Here is a 23,059-nt window from a genome sequence, read left to right on the forward strand (position 1 = left end):
GTGTGATTAGGTAATTAAAAGTGTGGGCTAACCATCTAACTTATCACAGGGAAGTACTAATATTGCGCTCACGCCTCCTGAACTTTGTTCTTTCACACTCATTGAAGCTTGCTCTCCAAATAAGGTCGTAATACGCTGACGAATATTGTCTAACCCTACTCCATTTCCTGCAGTATTGAGATTTGGGCTCAGCCCTGCCCCATTATCACTCACGGTAATGGTTAATTGATCATCAGATTGGCGAATACCCAGTGAGATATGCCCCCCTTGAGCCAATGGTTCAATACCATGTGTTAATGCATTTTCCACTAGAGGCTGGATTAAAAGTGGAGGTAAGGATCGGCTTACATCTACGGTTTCTGTTTGAATAGAAAACGTTAAACGTTGCCCTAGCCTAACTTGTTGAATCTCTAAATACGCTTGTACCAATGCCACTTCTTGCTCGATAGTCGTCTGCTGGTGGCGAGTGCTATTGAGCGTAGCGCGGAGCAACTCTGTCAGTTTTTGCAGCATCAATTTAGCTTTATCGCTGTCCGTTTCAATTAAGACACTAATGGTTGCTAATGTATTAAACAAAAAGTGCGGTTCAATCTGGCTTTGTAACTGCTTTAGCTGGCTGATCACTAGTGCTTTTTCTTGTTCTGACTGTTTCCTTTTCATCGCTTCGAGTTCGCGCTCAGCAACCAACTGCTGTTCTTTGGTGTAAAAATAATAAAAACAGACGATGGTGAAAATGAAACCTAAAAATACAACGGGTCTCAACTGAGCAAGTCCAGTTTCTGAGCCGATGACATCCTGAATCCAATACTGAGCATTCCAAGTACCAAAAAGCATAGAAAAACCCAGAGAACAGATCACTTCGATGCGACGAGGTAATGCAGGGAAAACAACATCAATAAACTTGGCTGCAAAAATGGCACTATAGCCAAAGCCACAACTGATCATCAAGTGCTGATAAATTAAGCCTCCCCATACCGATTGAGTTGCAAACGCTATCACGACACAAAATAGTGTTGTGAATAGTGCCGTTCTTAGCCATGTTTGGCCACTTGATTCTCTATCCACTTTAGCGTTGATCATTAAAATCGTCCTTTTAGATTAAGTAGAATCATATGTTTATCTGGCAAGTTAGCGTAAGCAGAACTCGACTTTCCATTTAAGAAGCGTGCTGCAAGTTCCAAATCAACCGATGCCTCCCCCGTATCCATCAAACCAACGTTCAACCATTGTGTGGCGATAAAACCCGTATCTTGCGGAGAATAAAGTAGATCAAATGTAGGAGTCACATCTTGCAACCAGTTATAACCTTGACTCCACTCCCACTGTGACCACGCCGAAGAATCAAGTGTCCAGTGAAACATGACATTATGTTGAACCAAATTCGCCTGTTGATACGCTTGGGTATAAGAGGCACTAATTGGCGCGGTTAAAGGACTCTGATTCAGTATGTTTGCTTTATTCATTGCCTTTTGCCAATCAGAATGACTCCATGCTCGACTATCGTACCAATATTCCAAAACAACACTATTGCCGACCTCATTTGCCCAAGTCAACCCCACTAAGGCTTGCACGGCTTCCCCTTGTTGATCCAAATATACTGACTGAGTCAATGATTCAGGTTGGCTGTACCCTAAACTATCACGCTGATAAACCAGCGAACCGTGAAACTCCCAAGCCAAACTGAGTACCGATACAACACTAGCCCCCAGCAAGCCGTGACGAACATCATCATAATACGCGAGCCACTGATACTCGGTTTCATCCAACATCGCGTATCGACGGACCCCAACGCCTTGCTGCTGCGATTGACGCTCAATATCATTGGTTGGTTGAGAAGACCAAGATGAATCGGTATATAACAGAGTCCATTCACCTGTCGCATCGAACAAAGAGACAGAAGCGACTCCCGTGCCCTCTTCAGCGACAATACCAACCGGGTTTCGACGGTAAGGTTTGAACACATCAAGTGGCCGATAACCGTAGCCAACCCCCCAATCGAGTCGAATTTTCCCAAGCGTGATATCAGCGTACTGTTCACTCAGCCCAATAGAATCTAATGAGAGTTCACCTTGCCAAAAGAGCTCTCGCACCACGAACTCAGCGTCAATATCATTGGTTTCGATTCTTGAATCATTCGAGTGGGCATAAATATCCGTTGCCTTGATTGCAAATAACCCCAACCATTGCTGGTACGTCGCTTCAACATCTAACATGGCATTGAGGCTTTGATGCTTACCTGTCTGTACCGCTGTCGATAGCGTATCTTGGTGATCAATAAGTCCCTGTAAAAAAATGGAATCCCGAGACTGCACGCTTTCAGCACTCACTTGCCAATCCCAATCAAAGTTAAGCTCTGAATCGTTAGCACTCACCCCTGAACTGAGCAGCATCAAAGCACAGGTTAAATTTCGCCCTAATAGATAAAAACATGAATTCAAGTCCCTACTCCTTACACTTCATTCGCTATAGATCCGATACACTATTACGAGATAAATAAGCGGGGTTGTAATACTTATCATCAAGGCTCTGAACTGAGATATCTTGGTACTCAATGACCGTTTTTTTACTCGGTTGGATCTTATCAAGTAAGGTCATCGCGACCACGCTGGTTAACCCATCACGTAACCCTTTCTTAAACCATGCTTGCTTCGCCATTTTTCCCGATCTCAAGTACAGATCAGCCTTGATTGGAAAATCACTTTCCGCGCTTAACCAAAGAGTAATCACTTGATAGCTTGCCCCTTTAGTGATGGCGGTAAGTTTGAGTTGGTGTGCGCTCACTTCTTGTCCTGAACCTGTTTTTATTTGCTCAGCATTGACCCACTCACCTTGATAATCTTCACTCCACGTTAGCGTAGAAATATCTCCGACAGAGGCTTCTCCAAGCAATTTTTGCATAGGTGTAATCCGAATTGGGCGACGACTTTTCGGCATGAGAAGCCAGTAATTGTCCTCTTTCATCAGCATTTTTTGCCCCGCTTCTACTGGCGATTTAAATACCACCAGAGACTCTCGGTTTGGTCGCGTATAGACATTGTACTGGCGAGTACTATCAAGCTCGTCATGTTTATAAAGGCTGACAAAAGAGATCACTTTAGACGCGCCAGGCTGAATTCGATACTGATCAGCATTCGCGATCATAGTCGTGACAGCTTGCTTGTCTGGCGTTGACGCTGCCAGTGCATGTCCAGAAATCAGTAGCGTACTCATCAGTAGTACAGATGAATAATTAAACATAAGTTAACGCCTCCGTGATAGGTTTATTGACACCTTTTCTTGCTGACAAAAATGCCGCAATAATACAAATGGCCATCACCCCTGCGGTTGCCATCAGCACAAGCTCATAGGAGAAGTAAATATTCAGTGGATAGCCTTCCGTTCTTCCCGGTGGTGGCGGCATTTGAACATCGACCACCAGCAAAATAATACTCACTGCGGCCGTTGATATTGCGCCAACCACACTGCCGATTAAGGCCAGTAATCCCGCCTCGCGTAAAAAGCCACGCACAATTTCTGATGGGTAACTTCCTAGAGCCGAAAGCGTACCTATTTCACGGGTTCTTTCGGTTACGGACATGGTCATGGTGTTGAACAGTGCAACAAAAACGACTAACGCCATCACCGCTCCCATGATCCCAAAAATACGGTCATAAAGATCTTTCACTTTCTTATAGAAAAAAGCGCGATCTTGCCAAGGGGTGATCTCAAGATCTTGACTCAAAGCGATGTCTCCTTGCTCCTGAGATCTCTCTTTTAAGTTATTTAATTGAGCATCTAAACGTGCTTGTACGGCTGCTGTTTGAGAAGTTTCAAATAAGAACACAGACAGAGTGCTGACCTTTTCTGATGCTAAGAGCTCTTGCGCACTCGTAATATGCACATACAACTGGCGCTTATCGAGATCCGGCACGCCAGTGGAGTAGACACCACGGACTTTAAAATCGAACGCATTCAACGCCCCATCGCTGGTGGTCGCGAGCAGTGTTACCCAATCCCCAATCGACACTTTCAAATTACGCGCCAAATCGACACCAAGCATCACTTCAGGTTCTGCTGCATCATAACGACTTGAATTCACATCAGAGAGCGTGCTTCCCGCTCTCATGTCCAAAAACGGCCCTTTCATATCAAACTCACGCTCGTTCACGCCGGTTCCCATGAAGATGGTCGACTTGGTGCCATTCGAGACTAAGCCACTAAAATAGACCCGAGGTTGAACACCGCGTACCGCTTCATCGCCGATGATATGTCTGATTAAGGCTTGCGTATTCTCCAAACCATTACTCAATGGCATCTCTTCATCTTGTTCAAAATAACCCGGTAGACTCAAGGTTAGATGACCAGTGTCTCTTGCGGTCGATTCTTGCAAAGATTCGTAGGTATACAAACCAAAGCCACCAGCACTAGTAAGAGCAAACACAGCAATCGCGATGATCAACACGGATAAAAGGCTACGACGACTATTCCTGCGTAAATTGAGCCACGCAAGTCTTAAAGAGGTAGGGAGTAATTTGATCCTCTTCGGAGCAACATTAATGGTTTTTGTCCGTTCAGAATCCGTTGATTGACTCATAACATCCCCTCCATTACATTCACTTGATGTTGATCTAACTGACGCTCGACGCTCTGAGCGTTCAATGATTGGTGACTCATCAGTGAGGGCTCACCATGGTTAATCCTTCCATCCAGCAATTCAATACTTCTATCGCAGCGTTGCGCCATGCGAGGATCATGAGTAGCGACAATGAATGTGGTGCCCATTTCATGGCACAAGGTCTTCATAATATCGATTATCAAATTCGCGGTTTGGCTATCTAAGCTTGCTGTCGGTTCATCGGCGATCACTAAAGCAGGTTTATGAACCAATGCGCGGGCAATCGCCACTCGCTGCTGCTGCCCTCCAGATAAGTTATCTGGACGATGGTGGATGAATTCCCCAAGCCCCACCTTTTCTAACATCAACTTCGCCTGTTCATCTTGCTGTAGCTTATTCACACCATTCAGATGCAAGGGATAAGCGACATTTTCCAACGCTGTCATTACGGGTATTAAGTTGAATTTTTGAAAGACAAAACCGAAATTATGACGGCGGATCTTGGCGGCGGCTAAACGCTCTTTCGGGTAATCGATCCCGTTTAGAGAGAGCTCTCCTTGGTATTCCATATCCAATAAACCTAGGATGTTCAGTAGCGTACTCTTGCCTGATCCGGATGGCCCACACAGTGCAACCATCTCACCTTGATTAATGAGCCCATCAACGCATTGCAATGCCGCAACTGATTGACTGCCTAGCTGATACTTTTTCGCAATTTGATTAAATTGAATCATAGTTAACTCCCAATATATGCCAATGACCCTTAACCACGACTTTGACCGACGAGTGCTCTTGCAGTCTCAGTTTCTAAATTCTGAGGATCCTTAGACTCCATCAGTGCCATCCACTTTTGTGCTTGATCCAGATCATTTGCTCTTAATGATGCTTGAATCGCATAACGATAGATCCATGCCGTTGCCGCAAAAGGTTGTTGCTCAAATTGAGGCTCCATCAGTAGTGCTAAATAAAGATCGTAACCGCGTTCAAAATGATTAAACATGTCTGGTAAAGAGGAGTAAGTAACCGCTGCCATTGCGCGAGTCAGATAGCTCTCAGGAATCCCCTGAATACGTTCTTGCTGCACAAGAGGGATAAGTTGACTATCGAGTAAGGTAAGTCCCTTATTTATCGTTGCGAGCCCTTTCTCAACGTATTTCATTTTATTCCAAGGCAAGAATGCATCCCGTCCTTGTAATGTTTCAGTGCTGCCTAAATAGACCAAATTGAGTGGTGTTGCGCCTTGCTGTTTAATCAGCGAGTTCAGTTGCTTGTGTACTTGCTCAACTTTTTCTTCATCCCCTTGTGCGGCTTGGTTATATAAGTTAATTAATTCCGCTGGTGGATTCGCCTTCGCAAGGTTGCTTCCTAACAATACAAAGCAACTTGCACCAATAACGGTTGCTGTCAGTATTCGGCGAGCCATATTTCTAAATGGTGAAAATATTGAAGATGATAAATTGATGTGATTAGCCATGATTGCAGTCCCTTTCAAATATTGATGTTGAAAGGTTACCGACAAAAATGGAATGCCGCAGTACAGTGCGACGAATGGCAATAAATGAGGATGAACGGATTGTATTAAGCGCGAATGGGATTCTAGGGAAGTAAATACGCCCCACCCTACATATTACCCCTGATGGCTCTGCCACATATGCAGCTTGACGATCTCATAGAAGGTATTCAGACAGAAGCATGATCAAGGTGAAAGTGAGACACAAAAAAGCCGAGCAAATTGCTCGGCTAAAATAGAGATACGTTATTACAGCTCAGCGTTATGGTAAACCTGCTGAACGTCATCACAGTCGTCTAGCATGTCTAAGAATTTTTGGAACTTCTCAGAATCTTCTTCAGCAACTGGCGCTGTAGTTTGAGGAACGAAAGTGATTTCCTCAACATCTAGAGTTAGGTCTGGAAACGCAGTGTTTAGTGCTGTCTTCGTTTTGAAGAACTCAGTCGTTGGAGCGAATACAGTGATCACACCGTCTTCTAGCTCAACGTCTGTTACGTCTACATCTTCCATCATTAGCGTTTCTAGGATGATCTCGTCATCTTCACCAGCAAACTGGAATACAGCTTGGTGAGCGAACATGTGAGAAACAGTACCTTCAACACCGATTTTCGCACCCGTCTTAACGAAACATTGGCGAACATCTTGGAAAGTACGGTTGCCGTTGTCTGTTAGGCAGTCAACGATTACGCTTGTGCCACCAGGGCCGAAACCTTCGTAACGAGCTGGCTGGAAGTCTTCACCACCACCACCGTTCGCTTTATCGATCGCTTTGTCGATAACGTGTGCTGGAACTTGGTCTTTCTTCGCTTTTGCGATTAGGTGCTTAAGAGGTAGGTTCATGTCCGGGTCAGAACTGCCGTTCTTAGCCAGTACGTAAATCTCTTTACCGTATTTAGAATAAACTTTAATTTTTGCGCCTGCAGTTTTCGCCATTGAGGCCTTGCGCACTTCAAAACTTCTTCCCATCGGGATCTTCTCTCTGATTCAATTTAACAGGGCAGATTCTAGCAAAAAGTTAGATCATTAAATTCCAACTAATGCAGAAGAAAAAGCGTTTCGCTTATGCGACGCCCATTACTCGCTTGTATTTGTCAACAGACTGCGCAAACCATACTTTTTCTTGCTCATCGACAATTTTGTTGGCTTGCTCGGTGATTGCTTCAGGACCCGCTTTAGCTTGTTTTAATTTCCAAACTAAAAACGATGCCTGTTTATCCAGCTCGATCTTATTTTTCTCATCGGGAGGAAGCAATGACAGGTTAATCGACATAGGCAGCCCATTCAGTAATACATTTGGGCTGGAAATATAACATAGAGCAATTAAGATTTCAGAGTAGAAAATACGATTAACAGCAAGAAAACCGCACCTTTTCCACTTCTTTTTATTCTAATCGCACTCAATTGAACAGCAAATCAACAGAATGAATCTTAATATCACTGCACCATTACACGGCATCAGGCTGATGCCTTTTCCTTCAGGCAACAAAAAAGGTGGACTCGGCCACCTTTTGAATTCTCGTTTACTGCAACGCGGTATCTCTATATTTGATTAATGAAGTAATCCTAATTCTCTCGCCTCATCCATACTCAAACCACTTTCTCGAATCTCTCTCATCGCTTCAATGCGTCTGCGAGCTTCCGCTGATTTTAGTTGACGTTCAGGCTTACGGTTCACTTCTTCTTCCGTGATATCCCACGTATTTGCAATATTTGTCATTTCGTCATGGTTGATTGAATTGATCGACATGTTTTCCTCCGAAGCACCATGTAGCGGACAGGTAATCTGTAGCAAATGTGGTTTTCGTTGTTAAGACAATCTGTACTGAAATGTGATGATTCCGACGCTTCACAAACCTAATTAATAAATGCCTCATTTAAACTTTGCCAAAAGCATTTTCTGCAATTACATTTAAAAGATTCCCCATAAGAAATGTGGTTTGATCCAACTCTCATTTTCCCTCTCACCATTCTTCTTCTCCGCTGAAAATTCGTGTAACAACTCAAGATAAATTTCGAGCTACTTCATTATTTTTGTGCTCACCGCTTTCACTAAATTCAACACATGCTAATGATAATGGTTATCAATATCATAACTGAGTATTTATCATGTCTGTGGGAAATTCAGATACACCACTTCTCGAAGTGAAGAATTTATGCGTCGACTACATCACCGATGATGGTGATTTCAACGCGGTCAAATCCGTCAGCTTTAGCATTGGCCAGGGTGAGATTTTTGGGTTAGCTGGAGAGTCTGGCTGTGGCAAAAGTACCATCGCGTTTGCTATTAACCGTCTGCATAAGCCGCCCGCGTTCATATCTGGTGGCCAAATACTCTTTGGCGGACAGGATCTGTTGAGCTTATCAGACAACCAATTGAATACCTTGCGTTGGAGCGAGATTGCTATGGTGTTCCAGAGTGCGATGAATTCACTCAATCCCGTGTTAACCATTGAAGAACAATTTGCCGACGTGCTGCGCCATCATAAAGGAATGGACAATAAACAAGCGAAAGATCGCGCAGAAAAGTTACTCGACTTGGTCAACATTCCGCGCCACCGACTCACCGAATACCCTCACCAATTCAGTGGGGGAATGCGTCAACGTTTAGTCATTGCCATTGCCCTCGCACTTAACCCTAAACTGATCATCATGGACGAGCCGACAACGGCTCTAGATGTGGTAGTACAGCGTGAGATTTTGCAGCAGATACACCAACTCAGAGAGGAGTTTGGCTTTTCGATACTCTTCATTACCCACGACTTGGCATTAATGAGTCAACTATGCGACCGCATTGCCATCATGCGTCACGGCCAAATCGTTGAAGTCAACCAAGCCTATAAGATTCGTAACAATCCACAGCACTCCTACACCCAAAAACTATGGAGTTCTTTCCCTAATATTCACGAACATGCTCACGCGACAGCCTGCTAGGAGAGCTCTATGTCACAACCTATTTTTCAAGTAAAAAACCTCGTTAAAGAATTCACTGTCGGCGGTGGATTTGGCAAAGAAGAAATATTCAGAGCCTTGCACGGCGTTAGCTTTGACCTATATACAGGAAGAACATTAGCACTGGTTGGCGAGTCTGGGTGCGGGAAAAGCACATGCGCGAGGCTGATGACCAAGGTTTACCCTGCAACTGAGGGAGGGATCCTATTCAACGGCAAAGACATTTCTACACTCAACAGCCGCAAAGACATCTTGGATTACCGCAGCCGTGTGCAAATGGTGTTTCAAGACCCATTTGGCTCACTCAATCCTACTCACACCATAGAGCACCACTTAACGCGCCCGCTTAAGATTCATAAGCAAGTCGCCAATAAAACGGCTCTAGAAGAACGCCTTAAAGAGTTATTAACGCTGGTGGAGTTACCCGTCGAAACTCTCGCGAAATACCCTCATGAACTCAGTGGCGGCCAAAGACAGCGGGTTAACCTAGCCAGAGCGCTTGCGGTTGGGGCTGAAGTCATTCTTGCCGATGAACCGACCTCGATGTTGGATGTTTCAATTCGACTTGGCGTGCTCAATCTCATGCAAAAAATGAAGAAAGAGCTTGGGATAGGCTTCTTGTTCATTACTCACGACCTTGCGACCGCACACTACATAGCAGAAGAAACCGCGGTAATGTATAAAGGACAGATCGTCGAATGGGGCTCAACCCAGTCGATCTTAACTAACCCGCAACACCCATATACGAAATTGTTGATCTCTGCGGTGCCAGATCCCGATCTGCCATTTGGTGAACTCGTAAAAAATGAGTCAAACTATTCCATAGACGCAGATCGTATTCGAAAACAGAGCAGCGAAATACAGCATGAAATTAAGCAAGTCGCAGATAATCACTTTGTTAAACAGTGGGATAATGTTGCATGAATGAACTAGACACTTGGTTAGAGCCCGTCGGAGATTGGTACAAAAACCGAAAGCATGATCAAGTGGAATGGTTAGAACCTTTGATCTTAACGCCTCCAGATGCACTCTGGGGGCCTTTGATCACGGATGAACAAAGCAAAGGCATCGCATGTTGGTTAGACGGCTGCCTGCGTATCTTTACTTTCTACCGAAATTCAAACCAAAATCCACATCATCAAGAAAAAGCCTACCAATATCTGATGTTCGCTTACAGCAAGCTTCAGGCGGTATGTTGTGACACGAGAGCGGAGCCGGATTTACAAGAGTGGTGTACGCAGAGAGTACAGCATTTGTGTGTACTCGCTTTGGAGTTTGCGAATCAACAGCAAGGGTCGCGCTGGTTACAAGAGTCCGAAAAATTGATCGAATCGCATGTCCGCTTTATGACAAGCCAGTCTCAGAACGATGATCAAAGCAGTGTGAAACATCAGATTCACTGATCATCCCCTATCGATCCAATATCAACTCATCAAAATAACAGTCCACTTAAAACAACAAGATCCATTGAAAGTATGATCTGAACTTGATCATGCTTCGGCATCTAATAATGTAAACTTTTGATTTTTAATGGTGAATGGAATTTAGGGCAAAAAAAAGCGAGCTCCGAGGAACTCGCAAAATCAATTCAGAATGAATGTAACAATATGAGCCAATCTATTAATTCATCAGAAAGGACAAAAGGTTGTCTATTCGGGATAAATAATAAGCAAGTATCACATTTACTATGTCAGTTCATCGTCAAGGTTATGTCTGATTATCATCAAATACCAATCGCCACTTCATCCAATGCGCGGAAAACGGCTTCATCTAAATGTCCATCAAAGACTTGCTTGCAAATTTTACGTCGAACCGCCAAGCCAGAAATTAAGCGTTCAATAGAGAGGTGCTTGTTTTCACTTTGATCATTATAAAGTTCAATCATCTTACTCAATGTTTCGTAAGGAATAACTTGTTCTCCTACGCGAAGCCAATCTAACTTATCAATAAGCTCTGAACATTCATCTTTGATTGAGTTAGGTGAATGGCCTGTCATCGCGGCTAAAGCCATTATGCTGCGTTCTAGCGCCTCTGGAGAGGTGTATTTAGAGAGTGTGATCGTAATTTCGTCAGCGTTGATTTCAACCAAGTGTTTTCTTTGCTTAACTCGACGACCAAGTTTGCCGCGTGGAGATGGCGATTTACGTTGAATTGGTTCAAACTCTCCATCAATGATCTCTGAAAGCTCTTCGAGTTTCTGCTTAGACACCATTTCATTTCGCAGCGGATTTGGTAGGGTTGGCGCCATGTTTCGCTTACCTGCATTCGTGGTACGAGCTCGTGAATAACGCAATACTTCTTCCACATCGCATTTGATATCGACTTGATAATCTGTTGGCTTGCCTTTTTCTTCGATCGTCTCGATCGTTAAGTGGTAACCCCACAAATTTACGACAAATAGATCATCTGACTTTTTACCTTCAGACAGCCTTTTCAATTCACGGATCAAATCCATTGAAAAACGACGCCATTCGATATTTCTAGCCAGTTTTTGGTTCAGTTCGCTGAGTAACATACTGTCAGTATGACGACGTGCCATACGAGTCCTAAAGTACGAATACAATTGGAAAACAAGCGTATGTTGTCTCAAGATTTCTGGTGGAAATAGGAAGAAATAATCACGAGTCATTAGCTCTTCATAGAATGATGGCTCCCAAACTAAGATATATAGGTTCGGTTTAATGCGTATTTCGCCGTCAGAGCCTTCTGTAGGGGCTTCTTCTGATGCAGTAATAGTACGAGCTAGAAATCTAAAACGATCGCTCTTAAAGCCTTCTGGCATGTTTTCACTTAACCATCGGCCAGTGAGTTCATGCAGTTGAAAATCGGTGAATTCAATTCTGTCGATACTGTCTCGAATCGAATCACGTGCAGGACCACTATCCTTCTTACCTCTAAGAGATAAAATATCAGTAATATATAGGGGCGTTTTATTTGGCGTCGGTTTCGCATCAAGGTGGTAGTCATCTTGATGATGATCGTGATATTGAACAGTGAGTGTAAACAACGCGAAAAGCGTCATAAGATCATCAACGGTCATAATGTTTTTAGATGATCTTGTTTCGATCACAGCTCTAGTTCCTGAGATCGATACCATCGATTTCTGGTAACTTTTTCGAGTTCTTGGCGGAGCAAGTGCTTGATCTATGATTCCGGCCCAATTCGTTGGAGATACAACAAATTGATCGGCCTCATCTTTCATGCTTGGTGGTGTGTTCAACCCATGTTCATTGAGTAAACGCTTGTTCACCTTCGTTTGGGCTAGTGCTTTAGAACGTTTCTTTTTTTCGTTAAATTTAGCAGATTCAGTGATCAAGCTTGTTGCACCCAAAACAGAAATCAACTGATTTGGATTTACAAATTTATGTAACATCGTCTTACCAGCAAGGCCCTCTTCGAAGCGAACTGGTGTTTGTGAGAATAAACCGATATTCACCGCTGCTCTTAATCTTTGCTGTAAAGCTGCTCTTGTTAGTTGACCTTCGGTTGCTTCAACAATGTCTGTTGTTGAAACATAACCATCTTTGCTGGTAAAACTCCTTAAAGAGATCAAATTAAGCAATTCAATAATGCTTTTAGTTACTCCTTTGAAGTGTTGATATTGTTCTATCCAATCAACAGCAGCTTCAGAAACTTCAAACATGTGACCATCTTTATGGCTACGCGGGGCTTTAATTAGAATTTTTTGCACAGAGGTCATGATTAGATCCGTATCACACTAGCCGTAATGTCATTATAGTTCCCAAAGAATAAAGAAAAATAGATCATAAATAAAGAAAAAATTTATTGTTTTTAAATAACTGATCTTTCTGATTAATATGATTATATTGATAATATGATCTAATGATCTGGCCGTGGATTTGCTTGTAAGTCATTGTAAATAAAGATGTAAAATAAATGGCTCTCAGAAGCATGATCATAAGATGATTGAAACGATGATCATTTAAACCGTGAAAAGATGATCACCTAAATCTAGAAGCATGATCATTAAAGCAAGTAAAGAATGATCAAGGTGATTTCGAAACAATGATCATCTGCCCTACACATGTTATCCACAGATCTTTTTTATCCACGGCAGATATTTTTTACTTATCCAACGCAATTGACCCCAATTTTCATTAAAACCGATTTAAATGCCTAGGAAACATGATCATGATAAGTGGATTGGAGGGGATTTCCATTCTAACTGGTTAAGTTTACATCAAATTTGACTTTGGATTTCTGATTTTTGGTTAACTCGATATTTGTCTTTATATAGAAAGCATGATCAAGGACTTATTCTATTGATTTCTGGTGAGGTAACTCTACGTTGATGTGCGTATTATCGAGGCGATTTACCATGAAGCCTTATTCTATCTGCATTTGCCCGTAGTTTGTGGTCAAAAACTCATGCTTCCGTATATTTATATGGTGATCATTGTTCCGAATGTTGATCATTAAGTTATATGATCAACGTTCTGTGTGTGTTAGGTAATATTTCCCTTGATCATCGTTCGATAATGCCGTTAAACCCCCGTAAGCATGATCAAGGAAGCTTTCATGATCATGCTTCCTAATTTTTGACAGGATTTACACGGTTTAAAGCTGATCTTAGTTGTCGTTGTCTGACTATGACGTTGCTGTTTTTTTAGATTTCTTGTCGTAATCTTTAGGTTTTTTGGTCTGTTTATTATGAAAATGATGATATTTTTACGAGTAACGAAGCGGTTTATGATTAATTTATTAGGCTTGTGACATGCTATATTTTATAGCTTGTGTGTTTTTGTGTGAAAATTCACCAGGATAGTTTCTTATGCCGATGACTGAATGTGCGACATATTGTTAGCTGGCGGTTCTTTCATGCTTAAAGTGAAAAAAGTTAGAAATACATTAGCCGTAAGTTGTGAAGGAAAAGTAATCGTTCCGATGATTGTATGTTTTACACTGTAAATGAGTGACGCTGTAACACTTTCGTTTTATGAGTTTTTGGAGCTTGTTCTCCTAGTAAATTTGTGCATAAATAGTGAGATTTCACAGTATTTGACGTTAATGTTTAATATTTATTGTGATTAAGCTCAAAAATGTATGTTCACCTTTTTGTTGTTTTGCTTTTAATTTGCTGTACAATTTGTTCAAGGTATTTTTAACGGAATTTGGCAATGAAAAGAGAACAAACAATAGAAAATCTCTATAGGCTAGCCGAGCAAACACAACAGGTTCAAGCTGATCGCATTGAAATTGTGCTAGAAGAGCGTAGTGATGATCGTTTTCCCCCGATGTCTAAGGCATTAATGGAGACTCGTTCTGGGTTAACTCGTCGAAAATTGGATGATGCAATCAGTAAATTAGAAGCTCAAGGGCATCAATTTACGAAAAATAATGCCAATCACTACTCTATATCACTGCAAGAAGCGCACATGATAATGGATGCTGCTGGCGTTGATAAATTTCACCAGCGTAAAAAACATGGCAATAATAAGCCTTGGGTTATTAATGTTCAGAATCAGAAAGGTGGGACAGGCAAGTCAATGACCGTCGTTCACCTTGCTGCGTGTTTGTCTCTGAATTTAGACAAACGTTACCGTATTTGTCTTATCGATTTAGATCCACAAGGCTCTTTACGTCTATTTTTGAATCCACAAATTAGTGCTTCTGAGCATGAGAATATCTACTCTGCTGTCGATATTATGCTGGATAATGTTCCCGAAGGTGTCGATGTTGATGCTGAATTCCTACACAAAAATGTGTTGTTGCCAACTCAATATCCGAACTTGAAGACGATTTCTGCTTTCCCTGAAGATGCGATGTTTAACGCTGAAGCTTGGCAGAACCTTTCTCAAGATCAATCACTAGATATTGTTCGTCTGTTAAAAGAGAAACTCATCGATAAGATTGCGGACGATTTTGATGTCATCATGATCGATACCGGTCCTCACGTTGACCCGCTGGTTTGGAATGCGATGTATGCCTCTAATGCACTGCTTATTCCATGTGCGGCAAAACGACTGGATTGGGCATCAACTGTGAACTTCTTCCAGCATCTACCTACGGTATACGAGATGTTCCCTGATGACTGGAAGGGCTTAGAGTTCGTTCGTTTAATGCCTACCATGTTTGAAGATGATAATAAAAAGCAACTTTCAGTACTGACTGAAATGAACTATTTGTTGGGTGATCAAGTTACGATGGCAACGATTCCACGTAGTCGAGCATTTGAAACTTGCGCGGATACTTACAGCACCGTTTTTGATTTGACGACAAGTGATTTTGAAGGTGGTAAGAAAACCTTAGCGACCGCTCAAGACGCAGTCCAAAAGAGTGCATTAGAAATTGAACGCTTATTGCATAGTAACTGGTCGTCATTGAATCAAGGGTAATTAGAATATGGCTATTAAAACTTCTGACTTGAATGCTAAATTATTTGGTAAAGCAAATAAGCGCCGAGTTGTCACTCCTCAAGAAGCACAAACCGCAGCAAAAGATAAGACTCAGATTATTGAGTTGGCGGTGGCCGGAGAGGAACTTGTTTCATTCGAATTGATCCGAATCCCAGCGAATAGCATCACAGAAAAGACGGTTGTTTTTGCGGAAAATGCCCGTGAACAATCATTTTTAAATGAACATGCTTTGTCTGATGTTTTAACGACATTGCGTGAACGTGGACAGCAATATCCTGCTGTTGGTCGTAGAACTGAAGATGGAAGAATCGAAGTACTAGACGGTAGTCGTCGTCGCATGTCATGTATTCTTGCGGAAAAAGAGTTTTTAATCTACGTTGCTGATGATATCAATGCCGAACGCGCTAAGTTTTTGTCTGATGTTGCAAATGCTCATAAGCCACTTTCTCTGTATGAGAAGGGTAAAGAGATGCAAGCTAAGCTCGATAGTGGTGAAGTGGAAGATCAAAAAGCATTAGCAGCAATGTTTCAATGTAGTGAAGCATTAGTGAGTGGGGCACTGAAAGCAGCGTCATTGCCACTCGAACTGTTGCAAGCATACCCAAATGTGGGTGACTTGGGGCGTCCTACAATCGTTAAGTTACACAAGCAATTTGGCGAGTTAAGCACACAAGAACAGTCAACTCTACTTGATAAGTGTTTATCTGAAGACGGTTTTGTTTGGCAACGTAGCCAAGCTCAAGGTGTCGCTCGCTTAACAAAAGATGTGACTGAAACGATTGAAGCATGGATCTATCAGTTATCGCCACCTAAGAAAAATGCGACGACAGCAAAAGTTGAGTTTGTAAAAGGCAGAGCGAGCTATAGCCGCAAAGGTGCTAATTTAGCGTTGAATTTGAAAAAAGTTGACGATGCGACCATGCAGGAAATTCTAGATTTTGTTCAAACAAAATTAAACTAGTTTCAATATTTTACTATGTTCTCAAAAGCCGCCAAGTGCGGCTTTTTTTATGTCTTGTGATAATATTATCGTAGACTAACTTGAGAACCCTTATGAATTCACAACAATCCTTTCTAATTGATCTTGTCGATATCGCGAAGAAAAACAATCACCGCTATGGTGTTGTGTTAGATGGCGACGCCCGATGGCAAGATACGCTTCTTTCATCCCACTTGGCGGATACTTTACAATCCACTCAGTTAAACGAACCTACATTTTTTCAGCTCGGTGGATCAAAGAGAACAAATTGCAAATCTGTTAGTTTTAAACAAGGTAAACGCTTTTTAGGGAGAGAGTGTCAGCGGTTGATCTGCGATTTTCGCGATGGGTTTGATGCCAATAGTTTTAGCTCTGCGCTCGGTTCGTTAGTTGGGGGAGGGCTGTTATTCATCTTAATCGCAGAAAATGAAGAACAGTCTATCGCGCAGCATTGGTTGAAGGGTTGTTTGTCTCAACTCTATTTGATTGATTCAGAGGGGGGCTTGCCAGCTCTTCCTTCTGTCATTGTTGATGATGCCCTAGGTGATACTCCTCTTTCTATTCCTACGCCCTTTCGCCAGCAAACGGAAGCGATCGACATGATAAAAAATGTCGTGTTCGGGCATCGTAAGCGGCCACTCGTATTAACAGCAGATAGAGGCCGTGGTAAGAGTAGTGCACTTGGTATCGCTGCATCTCAGTTGATGAGGGAACGCCCTCTTAAGATAATGGTCACGGCTCCTAATTCTCAAGCTGTTGCTCCTATTTTTGAGCATGCTTTTAAGGGCTTACCAAGCTCCACTTTTATCACAAAGCATCATTTGCAGACCTCATCGTCATCACTTGAATTTATTGCGCCCGATGAGCTTCTAAACCGAATTAACGAATGTGATGTATTGTTTGTTGACGAAGCCGCGGCCATTCCATTACCCATGCTCAAAAGGTATGTTCAGCGTCATCACCGAATCGTTTTTTCTACCACAGTTCATGGATACGAAGGGAGTGGACGAGGCTTTGGACTAAAGTTTCAAGCGTGGCTTAATGAGGTAAGACCGGGTTGGAAGCCATTTTATTTAGAGCAGCCTATTCGTTGGAATGTTGGTGACCCTTTAGAAAAGTGGCTCTTTGATAGTTTTCTTCTCAATGTCGAACTTGAGCCGATAGATGTTGAGCGCTCTAAGCGTTGGATTGAAGAACAGAGTTTAGAGAAGATGAGTTGGCTACATTTGGATAAAGCTAAGTTAGTTGGGGCTAAGTTAGTTGAAGCTGCGCTTAGCCGTCATGCTGTTCCTGAAGTTGATATACTGAATGAACAGTGTCATGGAATCCATAATCCTCTACGGGCGTGTTTTGCATTGTTGGTTAATGCCCACTATCAAACAACACCAAATGATTTGATCCAACTTCTAGCCGATGACTCAATTCATCTATTTGGACTTTTTTCTGGCACAGATTGTATTGGCTGCCTTCTTGTTGTTGAAGAGGGAAATCTCTCTGATGATTTAATCGATGATATTCAACGTGGCAAACGACGACCTAAAGGACACTTAGTCCCAACGACTCTTGCTAACCATCTTGGAGCCACTGTAGCGGCGAAGCAGAAGTGTTTGCGTGTCATGCGTATTGCGGTTCATCCTGAGTTGCAAGGATTCGGATTGGGTTCTTTCATGCTTAATAAACTCGAATCTTCAACTCTCGATTTTGATTATCTTGCGACGAGTTTCGGGGCGACTCAGCAACTTGTCTCATTCTGGAATCTGGCTGGATACGAAGCTTTACATATTGGTCATCAACGCGATCAAGCAAGTGGTTGCCACTCTTTACTCATGGTTAAGCCGTTTGGTGCAGCCACTGAGGTTTGGTACGAAAAATTACATCAACGGTTTATTCAGAATCTGAGTTATCTTGTTTCCGATTCATTATCTGCAATGGAAGTGGATCTGGTTCTCACTCTCCTACCATCCCTTTCTATTGATTCAATTTCATCTGATGAGATTCATCTTCTTGATTGCTATATTTCAGGCGGTGGTAGTTTTGATGGGATTGCAGTTATCGCGTCTAAGTTCATTATAGAGATGTCGCTGAGTCACAAAGATGAAATCAGTGATTTGCTCATACTGAAAGTGATCCAAAAACGTAGCTGGGTTCAGTGTTGTGATATGTTGGATCTGTCAGGCAGGAAACAGGCTGAGCGTTATGTTCGAGATCATCTCCAGTTATTGCTCAATTTACACTGTAAATAAATAGCCGAAGGGGCGATTTACACTGTAAAACGCCTCGTTATTCTAGAACGTCACTGCTGCCAATAATTAACATCAAAAGTTTACCTTATTCTTATCTCATCTTGATGCCACTTCAGTACTAACCTACTCAAAGATTCACCGATGCCGAATGCCACACTGGATACCTAGGTGACGTTTATAAGGTTGAATAAAAATCGAATGTTCACCGACAACGAGCGGATGTACATAAAAATGCCTAATGATCTATTGGCATATTTATGACGTCAATAATTTGTAAAAAATACGACTACTCAATAAGTTGAGGAAAGTGAAGAGACAATAGATACGATTAATCATGGTATAAATCGCATCCAATCAATGCGCATAATTATTTCGTTTTTTCCACAATGAAAGTAAGTGATGTAACGCTGATTATTGATATGACAGCATTCTAACTATTTTATAATTTGGATAGACTGATTCCATAATGTCTAAGTTGTCTGTATGAGAGCGTAAATATGTGGAATAAAGTTGTCTCTATGTCTGAAGACGATAAGCAGGTCATTGCGAAACTGCCATCGACGGTTGTCGTTGAAAGCAATTTCGATCAGACAGGGTTAGATGAAGCGCTTGATGCTTTAGATGCCCAAGACTTATGCTTATTAGAATCAGAGGTAACTCGTTTCATTAATTGCGCAAAAGATGGTAAAGGTGATGCTTATGAAGGTTTCGTCATTGCTGAGTCTCGTAATGCGACATCGGTTGTTGAAGTCACTGATAACGACATGCTTGCCACCATGGTGATTACAGGTGCTTATCGTGGGCGAGGCTTACGTGGTAACGAAATTGTTCATGCGCTCGCAACTGCTCATGTAACGAAAGGCATAAATAAGTTAGCCCTAAAAAAAGTCATGGCCGTAAGCGCAAGTTTAGCTGGAGGTGAGGTTTTCAATCAACCCGTTGCTCAGGGGAAAATGCCGATTCAAGGGACTGACAGCCAGTTTATCCCTTTGGTGGATGATGTTACTAAACAAGTTCTTAAGCCTCAGGGCGATAAAACTAGCACTGGTAAGTTGGATATGCGTAATCTAGGTGAGACGATTACGGTCGCTGAAAACGAACAAGTAATGAAAAGAATCCCGTCAACAAAAGGTGAGGCTGGATTTACTGTTCAAGGCAAAATTATCCCGCCTCAGCCAGGAAATGATGTCGCACTCCAGCCTGGCAAGGGGACTCATATCTCCCCAGATAACCCCAACTTATTACTCGCAAGTTTTGCTGGTATGCCGCTAATCAAGCCTAAAACGATTGATGTAGATAACGCCATGTGTGTGAAAAATGTAAGCGTGGCTACGGGGCATATAAAATTTAAAGGTAGCGTCGTTATTGCTGGAGATGTCGAACCGGGGATGATTGTCAAAGCGACGGGTTCAATCACTATTGGTGGTTTTATTGAGTCGGCCGATGTTCGTGCTCAAGGCGACATACAAGTAGGAAAAGGGATCATTGGTCACACCGTAAGTGATGGTGAGGAAAAAACCTGTCACGTGAGATCTAGCGGCTCAATAACGGCTAACTACGCTCAATTTTCAGATTTGCAAGCGGGACAAGATATAAGACTCAGCGTGCACAGCATGAATAATGAAATTCGCTGTGGTCATGATTTAATTGTTGAAGACGGCAATCAAAAGCAAGGCACCTTAAACGGCGGTTGCGCTAAAGTAGGACGCAAAATTCAATGTGTGCATTTAGGTGTTGAAGGGGACAATGCAACAAAAGTTATCCCTTTTGCTCGATACGACATGTATAAAGAGAAAATAGCTAAGTACAAAGAGCAGTATAAAATCGCGCAAGCTGCAACAATGGATGTTATTCGTAAAGAGATGGAGTTTAAGAAAAAACCAAAAGCGGAGCGGAGTGATGAAGAGGCGCACATTATTGAACAGATGAAAGCTCAAAACAGCGTGACTTTGGAAAAAGTGAAAAAACACCTTGAAGGACTTGAGTTAGAATTTGATGGCTTACTGGAAACAGCGACGGTAGATGTGATTGATAAGGTGTACACCCGAGTGAGTGTTCATTATGGCGATGAGTTTATTACGACGAAACGAGTACATGGGCCGAGTGTTTTTTCATTTAATCATTACGAGATATCTTGTGAGTCCAAGTTGGCAGAGGGAAGTGACGCTGAGTCAGATGACGATATTTCGATGTAATCAATACTTAAAAATAAAGCCCTTATCAAGTGATAAGAGCTTTATTATCAATAACTTTTTAGATACCCATATTAACAATACAAGTAAGATCAGAGTTAACTTGCTGCTTTTACTTTCCCTCTCTTCAAATCAGCTAATACTTGCGTTTTTGGTCCATCGGCAATGATGTTGCCTTTTTCCATAACAATAACGCGGTCGACAATATCTAACATTGAAGTTTTATGCGTAATTAGGATTAATGTCTCACTTGGCATTAATTGGCTCAACTGGTGCTTGATATGCATTTCAGAGCGGTTATCCATGGCACTTGTGGGCTCATCCAGTAGCAAAATTGGTGGTCGTCCTAAAAATGCTCTCGCAATGGCAACGGCTTGTCGCTGGCCTCCTGATAATTGCAAACCGCCTTCGCCAACTTGTCGATCTAAACCCGCAGGGTCTTGTTGAGTAAATACCGTGACCCCAGCTCGGTTAGCGGCATCCATTACATCGCGATCGTCCACTAATGTTCGGCCTAAAGTAATGTTATCTCGAATCGAGCCGAAGAATAGATTACTGTCTTGTGGAACACAGCCTATATTGCGTCTGACATCTACGTGATGAAGTTGCTCAATATCGGTCTCATCAATCCTTACATGACCCTCTGTTGGCTTATACAGGCCCATAATCAAGCGTTCTAGCGTTGTTTTTCCTGAGCCTATTCTGCCAATGATGGCGACCTTTTCTCCTGGGGTAATGGTTAAGGAGAGCCCGCGAATGGATGCGACTGGCGAGTCAGGGTAATGGAAAGTAACATTATCGAGTTCGATTTTCCCTTGAATGACTGGACGATGAATGTAGCGTTTTCCTTCTTCTTGTTCATCAGGCATGGACATCACTTGTTCAATGATGGTCATTGACGATTTAGCTTGGTTGTATCGCGTTGATAGTAGGGATAGTTGAACCAGTGGGCCAATGGCACGACCGCTTAACATGGTTGCTGCAATCAGCCCACCCATTGTCAGTTCGCCTTCAGCAATGAGGTAGACACCTAAGATAATCATTCCCACATTTGTGCTTTGTTGAACAAACCCTGCGGCATTTTGGATGCTGTCGGTTAAGCGACGGCTTTTAATATTCCAGTTCGCCATATGAGCGACGGCTTCTTCCCAGCGGTACTGAAACTGGCTCTGCGCACTAAGAATTTTAACCGTTTCTAACCCTGCCAAGCTTTCTATTAAATTGGCGTACTTCTGTGAGGCAAGTCGGGATCCCTCTTCAATGGTTTTTTTCAGCGGGCCTTGGATCAGTAAAGAGTGGATAATTAAGATGACCACACCAACGATGGGTACTAATACTAAATTGCCAGCCATCAGCCAGATTAAGCCTAAAAATAGCAGAGCAAAGGGCAAGTCGATCAACGATGACATCGTCGCTGATGTGAAAAATTCACGAATGGATTCAAATTCTTGTAGATGGCGAGCGAAAGCCCCAACGGATGGAGGTTTTGACTCCATGCGGATCCCCATCACTTTACTGAATAGTTTGGATGAAATCAGAATGTCTGACTTTTTACCTGCAACATCAATGAAGTAACTTCTGAGTAACTTTAAGCACAAATCAAAAGTGAATATGACAAAAATACCACTCGCGAGTACCCACAAGGTTTCAAATGCAAGATTAGGGACGACTTTGTCATACACTATTCGTGTGAACATAGGAGCGGCTATCGCAAACATATTGATTAAGATTGAAGCGATCAATACATCTCGGTAAATGTTGCGTGATTCCCATAACGTACTCCAAAACCAGTGACCTTCTCTAGTTTTGAGTACTTCCGGCGAACGTTCATCATAACGAAACTGTTTTTTTACTAGAAAGTACCGTTCAGTGTATTGCTCTTCAAGTTCAGCCAAAGGCAAGTTCACGGGGATCATGCCAGATTCATGGGTGATCACCTCCGCTTCCTGCGTCTCTTTGTTTATATTGATGAGCACACACGCTCCGCCGTTCTTGAGAAGCAGAACAGCAGGAAGAATGAGAAGAGGAATGTCCAATAGTTTGGAGCGATTTTCTTTTGCTACTAGGCCTGCGCGTTCTGCTGAACGCGGAAATAGGAAAGGCGTTAACCTTCCGTCTGTTAGCGGTAGGCCATTGATTAGCGCTTCAGGTGAATTCGCTAGTCCGTAATAACGGCTAACATAGATAAGCGAATTGAGTAGCGGATCTTGCATTC

The 23,059-nt window shown here is 42.5% G+C and carries 19 protein-coding genes; 7 read left to right on the forward strand and 12 right to left on the reverse strand.

The annotated features are described in order from the left end of the window. Positions 1-27: 27 nt before the first annotated feature. The 9 genes from F0249_RS01385 to F0249_RS01425 all read right to left on the reverse strand — a co-directional run bounded on the left by F0249_RS01385 (position 28) and on the right by F0249_RS01425 (position 7,851). Entirely contained in the window at positions 28-1,080 is a 1,053-nt protein-coding gene (locus F0249_RS01385) for a sensor histidine kinase (RefSeq protein ID WP_171755585.1), read from the reverse strand. Beyond that, positions 1,080-2,390: a hypothetical protein gene (locus F0249_RS01390; RefSeq protein ID WP_171755671.1), complete on the reverse strand. Its 1,311-nt coding sequence runs from the start codon at positions 2,388-2,390 to the stop codon at positions 1,080-1,082. Before F0249_RS01390 ends, F0249_RS01385 begins: the two co-directional genes overlap by 1 nt. Before the next feature lie 73 nt (positions 2,391-2,463). Further along, positions 2,464-3,237: an outer membrane lipoprotein-sorting protein gene (locus F0249_RS01395; RefSeq protein WP_171755586.1), complete on the reverse strand. Its 774-nt coding sequence runs from the start codon at positions 3,235-3,237 to the stop codon at positions 2,464-2,466. Next, positions 3,230-4,573: an ABC transporter permease gene (locus F0249_RS01400; RefSeq protein ID WP_171755587.1), complete on the reverse strand. Its 1,344-nt coding sequence runs from the start codon at positions 4,571-4,573 to the stop codon at positions 3,230-3,232. Before F0249_RS01400 ends, F0249_RS01395 begins: the two co-directional genes overlap by 8 nt. Further along, positions 4,570-5,328 carry an ABC transporter ATP-binding protein gene (locus F0249_RS01405; protein ID WP_171755588.1) on the reverse strand — a complete coding sequence of 253 codons (759 nt, stop codon included), beginning with the start codon at positions 5,326-5,328 and terminating at the stop codon, positions 4,570-4,572. Before F0249_RS01405 ends, F0249_RS01400 begins: the two co-directional genes overlap by 4 nt. 29 nt (positions 5,329-5,357) lie before the next feature. After that, positions 5,358-6,017 (reverse strand): hypothetical protein, encoded by a 660-nt coding sequence (locus F0249_RS01410; protein WP_253825266.1) that lies wholly within the window; start codon positions 6,015-6,017, stop codon positions 5,358-5,360. A 336-nt stretch (positions 6,018-6,353) separates the two neighbouring features. After that, entirely contained in the window at positions 6,354-7,070 is a 717-nt protein-coding gene (locus F0249_RS01415; protein WP_113798670.1) for a YebC/PmpR family DNA-binding transcriptional regulator, read from the reverse strand. A 94-nt stretch (positions 7,071-7,164) separates the two neighbouring features. Further along, positions 7,165-7,374, reverse strand: a complete 210-nt coding sequence (locus F0249_RS01420) for a DUF3283 family protein (RefSeq protein ID WP_017053874.1) — start codon at positions 7,372-7,374, stop codon at positions 7,165-7,167. Positions 7,375-7,653: 279 nt separating this feature from the next. Beyond that, positions 7,654-7,851 (reverse strand): PA3496 family putative envelope integrity protein, encoded by a 198-nt coding sequence (locus F0249_RS01425; protein WP_113798668.1) that lies wholly within the window; start codon positions 7,849-7,851, stop codon positions 7,654-7,656. 359 nt (positions 7,852-8,210) lie between these two features. On the opposite strand from F0249_RS01425, the gene F0249_RS01430 reads away from it, so the two are divergent. The 3 genes from F0249_RS01430 to F0249_RS01440 are packed head-to-tail and all read left to right on the forward strand — an operon-like array spanning position 8,211 to position 10,456. After that, positions 8,211-9,035, forward strand: coding sequence for an ABC transporter ATP-binding protein (locus F0249_RS01430; RefSeq protein ID WP_171755590.1), 825 nt, complete (start codon positions 8,211-8,213; stop codon positions 9,033-9,035). 9 nt (positions 9,036-9,044) lie between these two features. Then, entirely contained in the window at positions 9,045-9,977 is a 933-nt protein-coding gene (locus F0249_RS01435) for an ATP-binding cassette domain-containing protein (protein WP_171755591.1), read from the forward strand. Further along, positions 9,974-10,456: a transcriptional regulator gene (locus F0249_RS01440; RefSeq protein WP_171755592.1), complete on the forward strand. Its 483-nt coding sequence runs from the start codon at positions 9,974-9,976 to the stop codon at positions 10,454-10,456. Before F0249_RS01435 ends, F0249_RS01440 begins: the two co-directional genes overlap by 4 nt. Positions 10,457-10,776: 320 nt before the next feature. On the opposite strand, the gene F0249_RS01445 is transcribed toward F0249_RS01440, so the two are convergent. Beyond that, the gene (locus tag F0249_RS01445; protein ID WP_171755593.1) at positions 10,777-12,753 is read right to left on the reverse strand and encodes a replication initiator protein RctB domain-containing protein; all 1,977 of its coding nucleotides are present in this window, start codon (positions 12,751-12,753) and stop codon (positions 10,777-10,779) included. A 1,438-nt stretch (positions 12,754-14,191) separates the two neighbouring features. Here F0249_RS01445 and F0249_RS01450 point away from each other — a divergent pair. The 3 genes from F0249_RS01450 (at position 14,192) to F0249_RS01460 (ending at position 18,652) form a co-directional block, all read left to right on the forward strand. Beyond that, entirely contained in the window at positions 14,192-15,409 is a 1,218-nt protein-coding gene (locus F0249_RS01450; RefSeq protein ID WP_171755594.1) for a ParA family protein, read from the forward strand. A gap of 7 nt (positions 15,410-15,416) precedes the next feature. Beyond that, positions 15,417-16,391: a ParB/RepB/Spo0J family partition protein gene (locus F0249_RS01455; protein ID WP_113798656.1), complete on the forward strand. Its 975-nt coding sequence runs from the start codon at positions 15,417-15,419 to the stop codon at positions 16,389-16,391. A 92-nt stretch (positions 16,392-16,483) separates the two neighbouring features. Beyond that, positions 16,484-18,652 (forward strand): GNAT family N-acetyltransferase, encoded by a 2,169-nt coding sequence (locus tag F0249_RS01460; protein ID WP_171755595.1) that lies wholly within the window; start codon positions 16,484-16,486, stop codon positions 18,650-18,652. A gap of 470 nt (positions 18,653-19,122) precedes the next feature. On the opposite strand, the gene F0249_RS20385 is transcribed toward F0249_RS01460, so the two are convergent. After that, the gene (locus F0249_RS20385) at positions 19,123-19,191 is read right to left on the reverse strand and encodes a hypothetical protein (RefSeq protein WP_353958745.1); all 69 of its coding nucleotides are present in this window, start codon (positions 19,189-19,191) and stop codon (positions 19,123-19,125) included. On the opposite strand from F0249_RS20385, the gene F0249_RS01465 reads away from it, so the two are divergent. Continuing rightward, a complete protein-coding gene (locus tag F0249_RS01465) occupies positions 19,171-20,847 on the forward strand; it encodes a DUF342 domain-containing protein (RefSeq protein WP_367613431.1) in 1,677 nt (558 codons plus the stop codon). The genes F0249_RS20385 and F0249_RS01465 overlap by 21 nt on opposite strands. A 95-nt stretch (positions 20,848-20,942) precedes the next feature. Here F0249_RS01465 and F0249_RS01470 read toward each other — a convergent pair whose 3' ends face one another. Continuing rightward, positions 20,943-23,057 (reverse strand): type I secretion system permease/ATPase, encoded by a 2,115-nt coding sequence (locus F0249_RS01470; protein WP_171755597.1) that lies wholly within the window; start codon positions 23,055-23,057, stop codon positions 20,943-20,945. Positions 23,058-23,059: the final 2 nt, after the last annotated feature.

Source organism: Vibrio sp. 03-59-1 (assembly GCF_013114135.1).
Taxonomy (GTDB): Bacteria; Pseudomonadota; Gammaproteobacteria; order Enterobacterales; family Vibrionaceae; genus Vibrio; species Vibrio cortegadensis.

What these genes read in the sequence shown, in the direction of transcription:
- F0249_RS01385 (WP_171755585.1), bottom strand. Translation starts at nt 1,080, where the DNA reads ATGATCAACGCTAAAGTGGATAGAGAATCAAGTGGCCAAACATGGCTA.
- F0249_RS01460 (WP_171755595.1), top strand. Translation starts at nt 16,484, where the DNA reads ATGAATTCACAACAATCCTTTCTAATTGATCTTGTCGATATCGCGAAG.
- F0249_RS01390 (WP_171755671.1), bottom strand. Translation starts at nt 2,390, where the DNA reads ATGCTGCTCAGTTCAGGGGTGAGTGCTAACGATTCAGAGCTTAACTTT.
- F0249_RS01455 (WP_113798656.1), top strand. Translation starts at nt 15,417, where the DNA reads ATGGCTATTAAAACTTCTGACTTGAATGCTAAATTATTTGGTAAAGCA.
- F0249_RS01465 (WP_367613431.1), top strand. Translation starts at nt 19,171, where the DNA reads ATGTCTGAAGACGATAAGCAGGTCATTGCGAAACTGCCATCGACGGTT.
- F0249_RS01430 (WP_171755590.1), top strand. Translation starts at nt 8,211, where the DNA reads ATGTCTGTGGGAAATTCAGATACACCACTTCTCGAAGTGAAGAATTTA.
- F0249_RS01470 (WP_171755597.1), bottom strand. Translation starts at nt 23,057, where the DNA reads ATGCAAGATCCGCTACTCAATTCGCTTATCTATGTTAGCCGTTATTAC.
- F0249_RS01410 (WP_253825266.1), bottom strand. Translation starts at nt 6,017, where the DNA reads ATGGCTCGCCGAATACTGACAGCAACCGTTATTGGTGCAAGTTGCTTT.
- F0249_RS01415 (WP_113798670.1), bottom strand. Translation starts at nt 7,070, where the DNA reads ATGGGAAGAAGTTTTGAAGTGCGCAAGGCCTCAATGGCGAAAACTGCA.
- F0249_RS01395 (WP_171755586.1), bottom strand. Translation starts at nt 3,237, where the DNA reads ATGTTTAATTATTCATCTGTACTACTGATGAGTACGCTACTGATTTCT.
- F0249_RS01420 (WP_017053874.1), bottom strand. Translation starts at nt 7,374, where the DNA reads ATGTCGATTAACCTGTCATTGCTTCCTCCCGATGAGAAAAATAAGATC.
- F0249_RS01425 (WP_113798668.1), bottom strand. Translation starts at nt 7,851, where the DNA reads ATGTCGATCAATTCAATCAACCATGACGAAATGACAAATATTGCAAAT.
- F0249_RS01400 (WP_171755587.1), bottom strand. Translation starts at nt 4,573, where the DNA reads ATGAGTCAATCAACGGATTCTGAACGGACAAAAACCATTAATGTTGCT.
- F0249_RS01435 (WP_171755591.1), top strand. Translation starts at nt 9,045, where the DNA reads ATGTCACAACCTATTTTTCAAGTAAAAAACCTCGTTAAAGAATTCACT.
- F0249_RS01445 (WP_171755593.1), bottom strand. Translation starts at nt 12,753, where the DNA reads ATGACCTCTGTGCAAAAAATTCTAATTAAAGCCCCGCGTAGCCATAAA.
- F0249_RS01405 (WP_171755588.1), bottom strand. Translation starts at nt 5,328, where the DNA reads ATGATTCAATTTAATCAAATTGCGAAAAAGTATCAGCTAGGCAGTCAA.
- F0249_RS01440 (WP_171755592.1), top strand. Translation starts at nt 9,974, where the DNA reads ATGAATGAACTAGACACTTGGTTAGAGCCCGTCGGAGATTGGTACAAA.
- F0249_RS01450 (WP_171755594.1), top strand. Translation starts at nt 14,192, where the DNA reads ATGAAAAGAGAACAAACAATAGAAAATCTCTATAGGCTAGCCGAGCAA.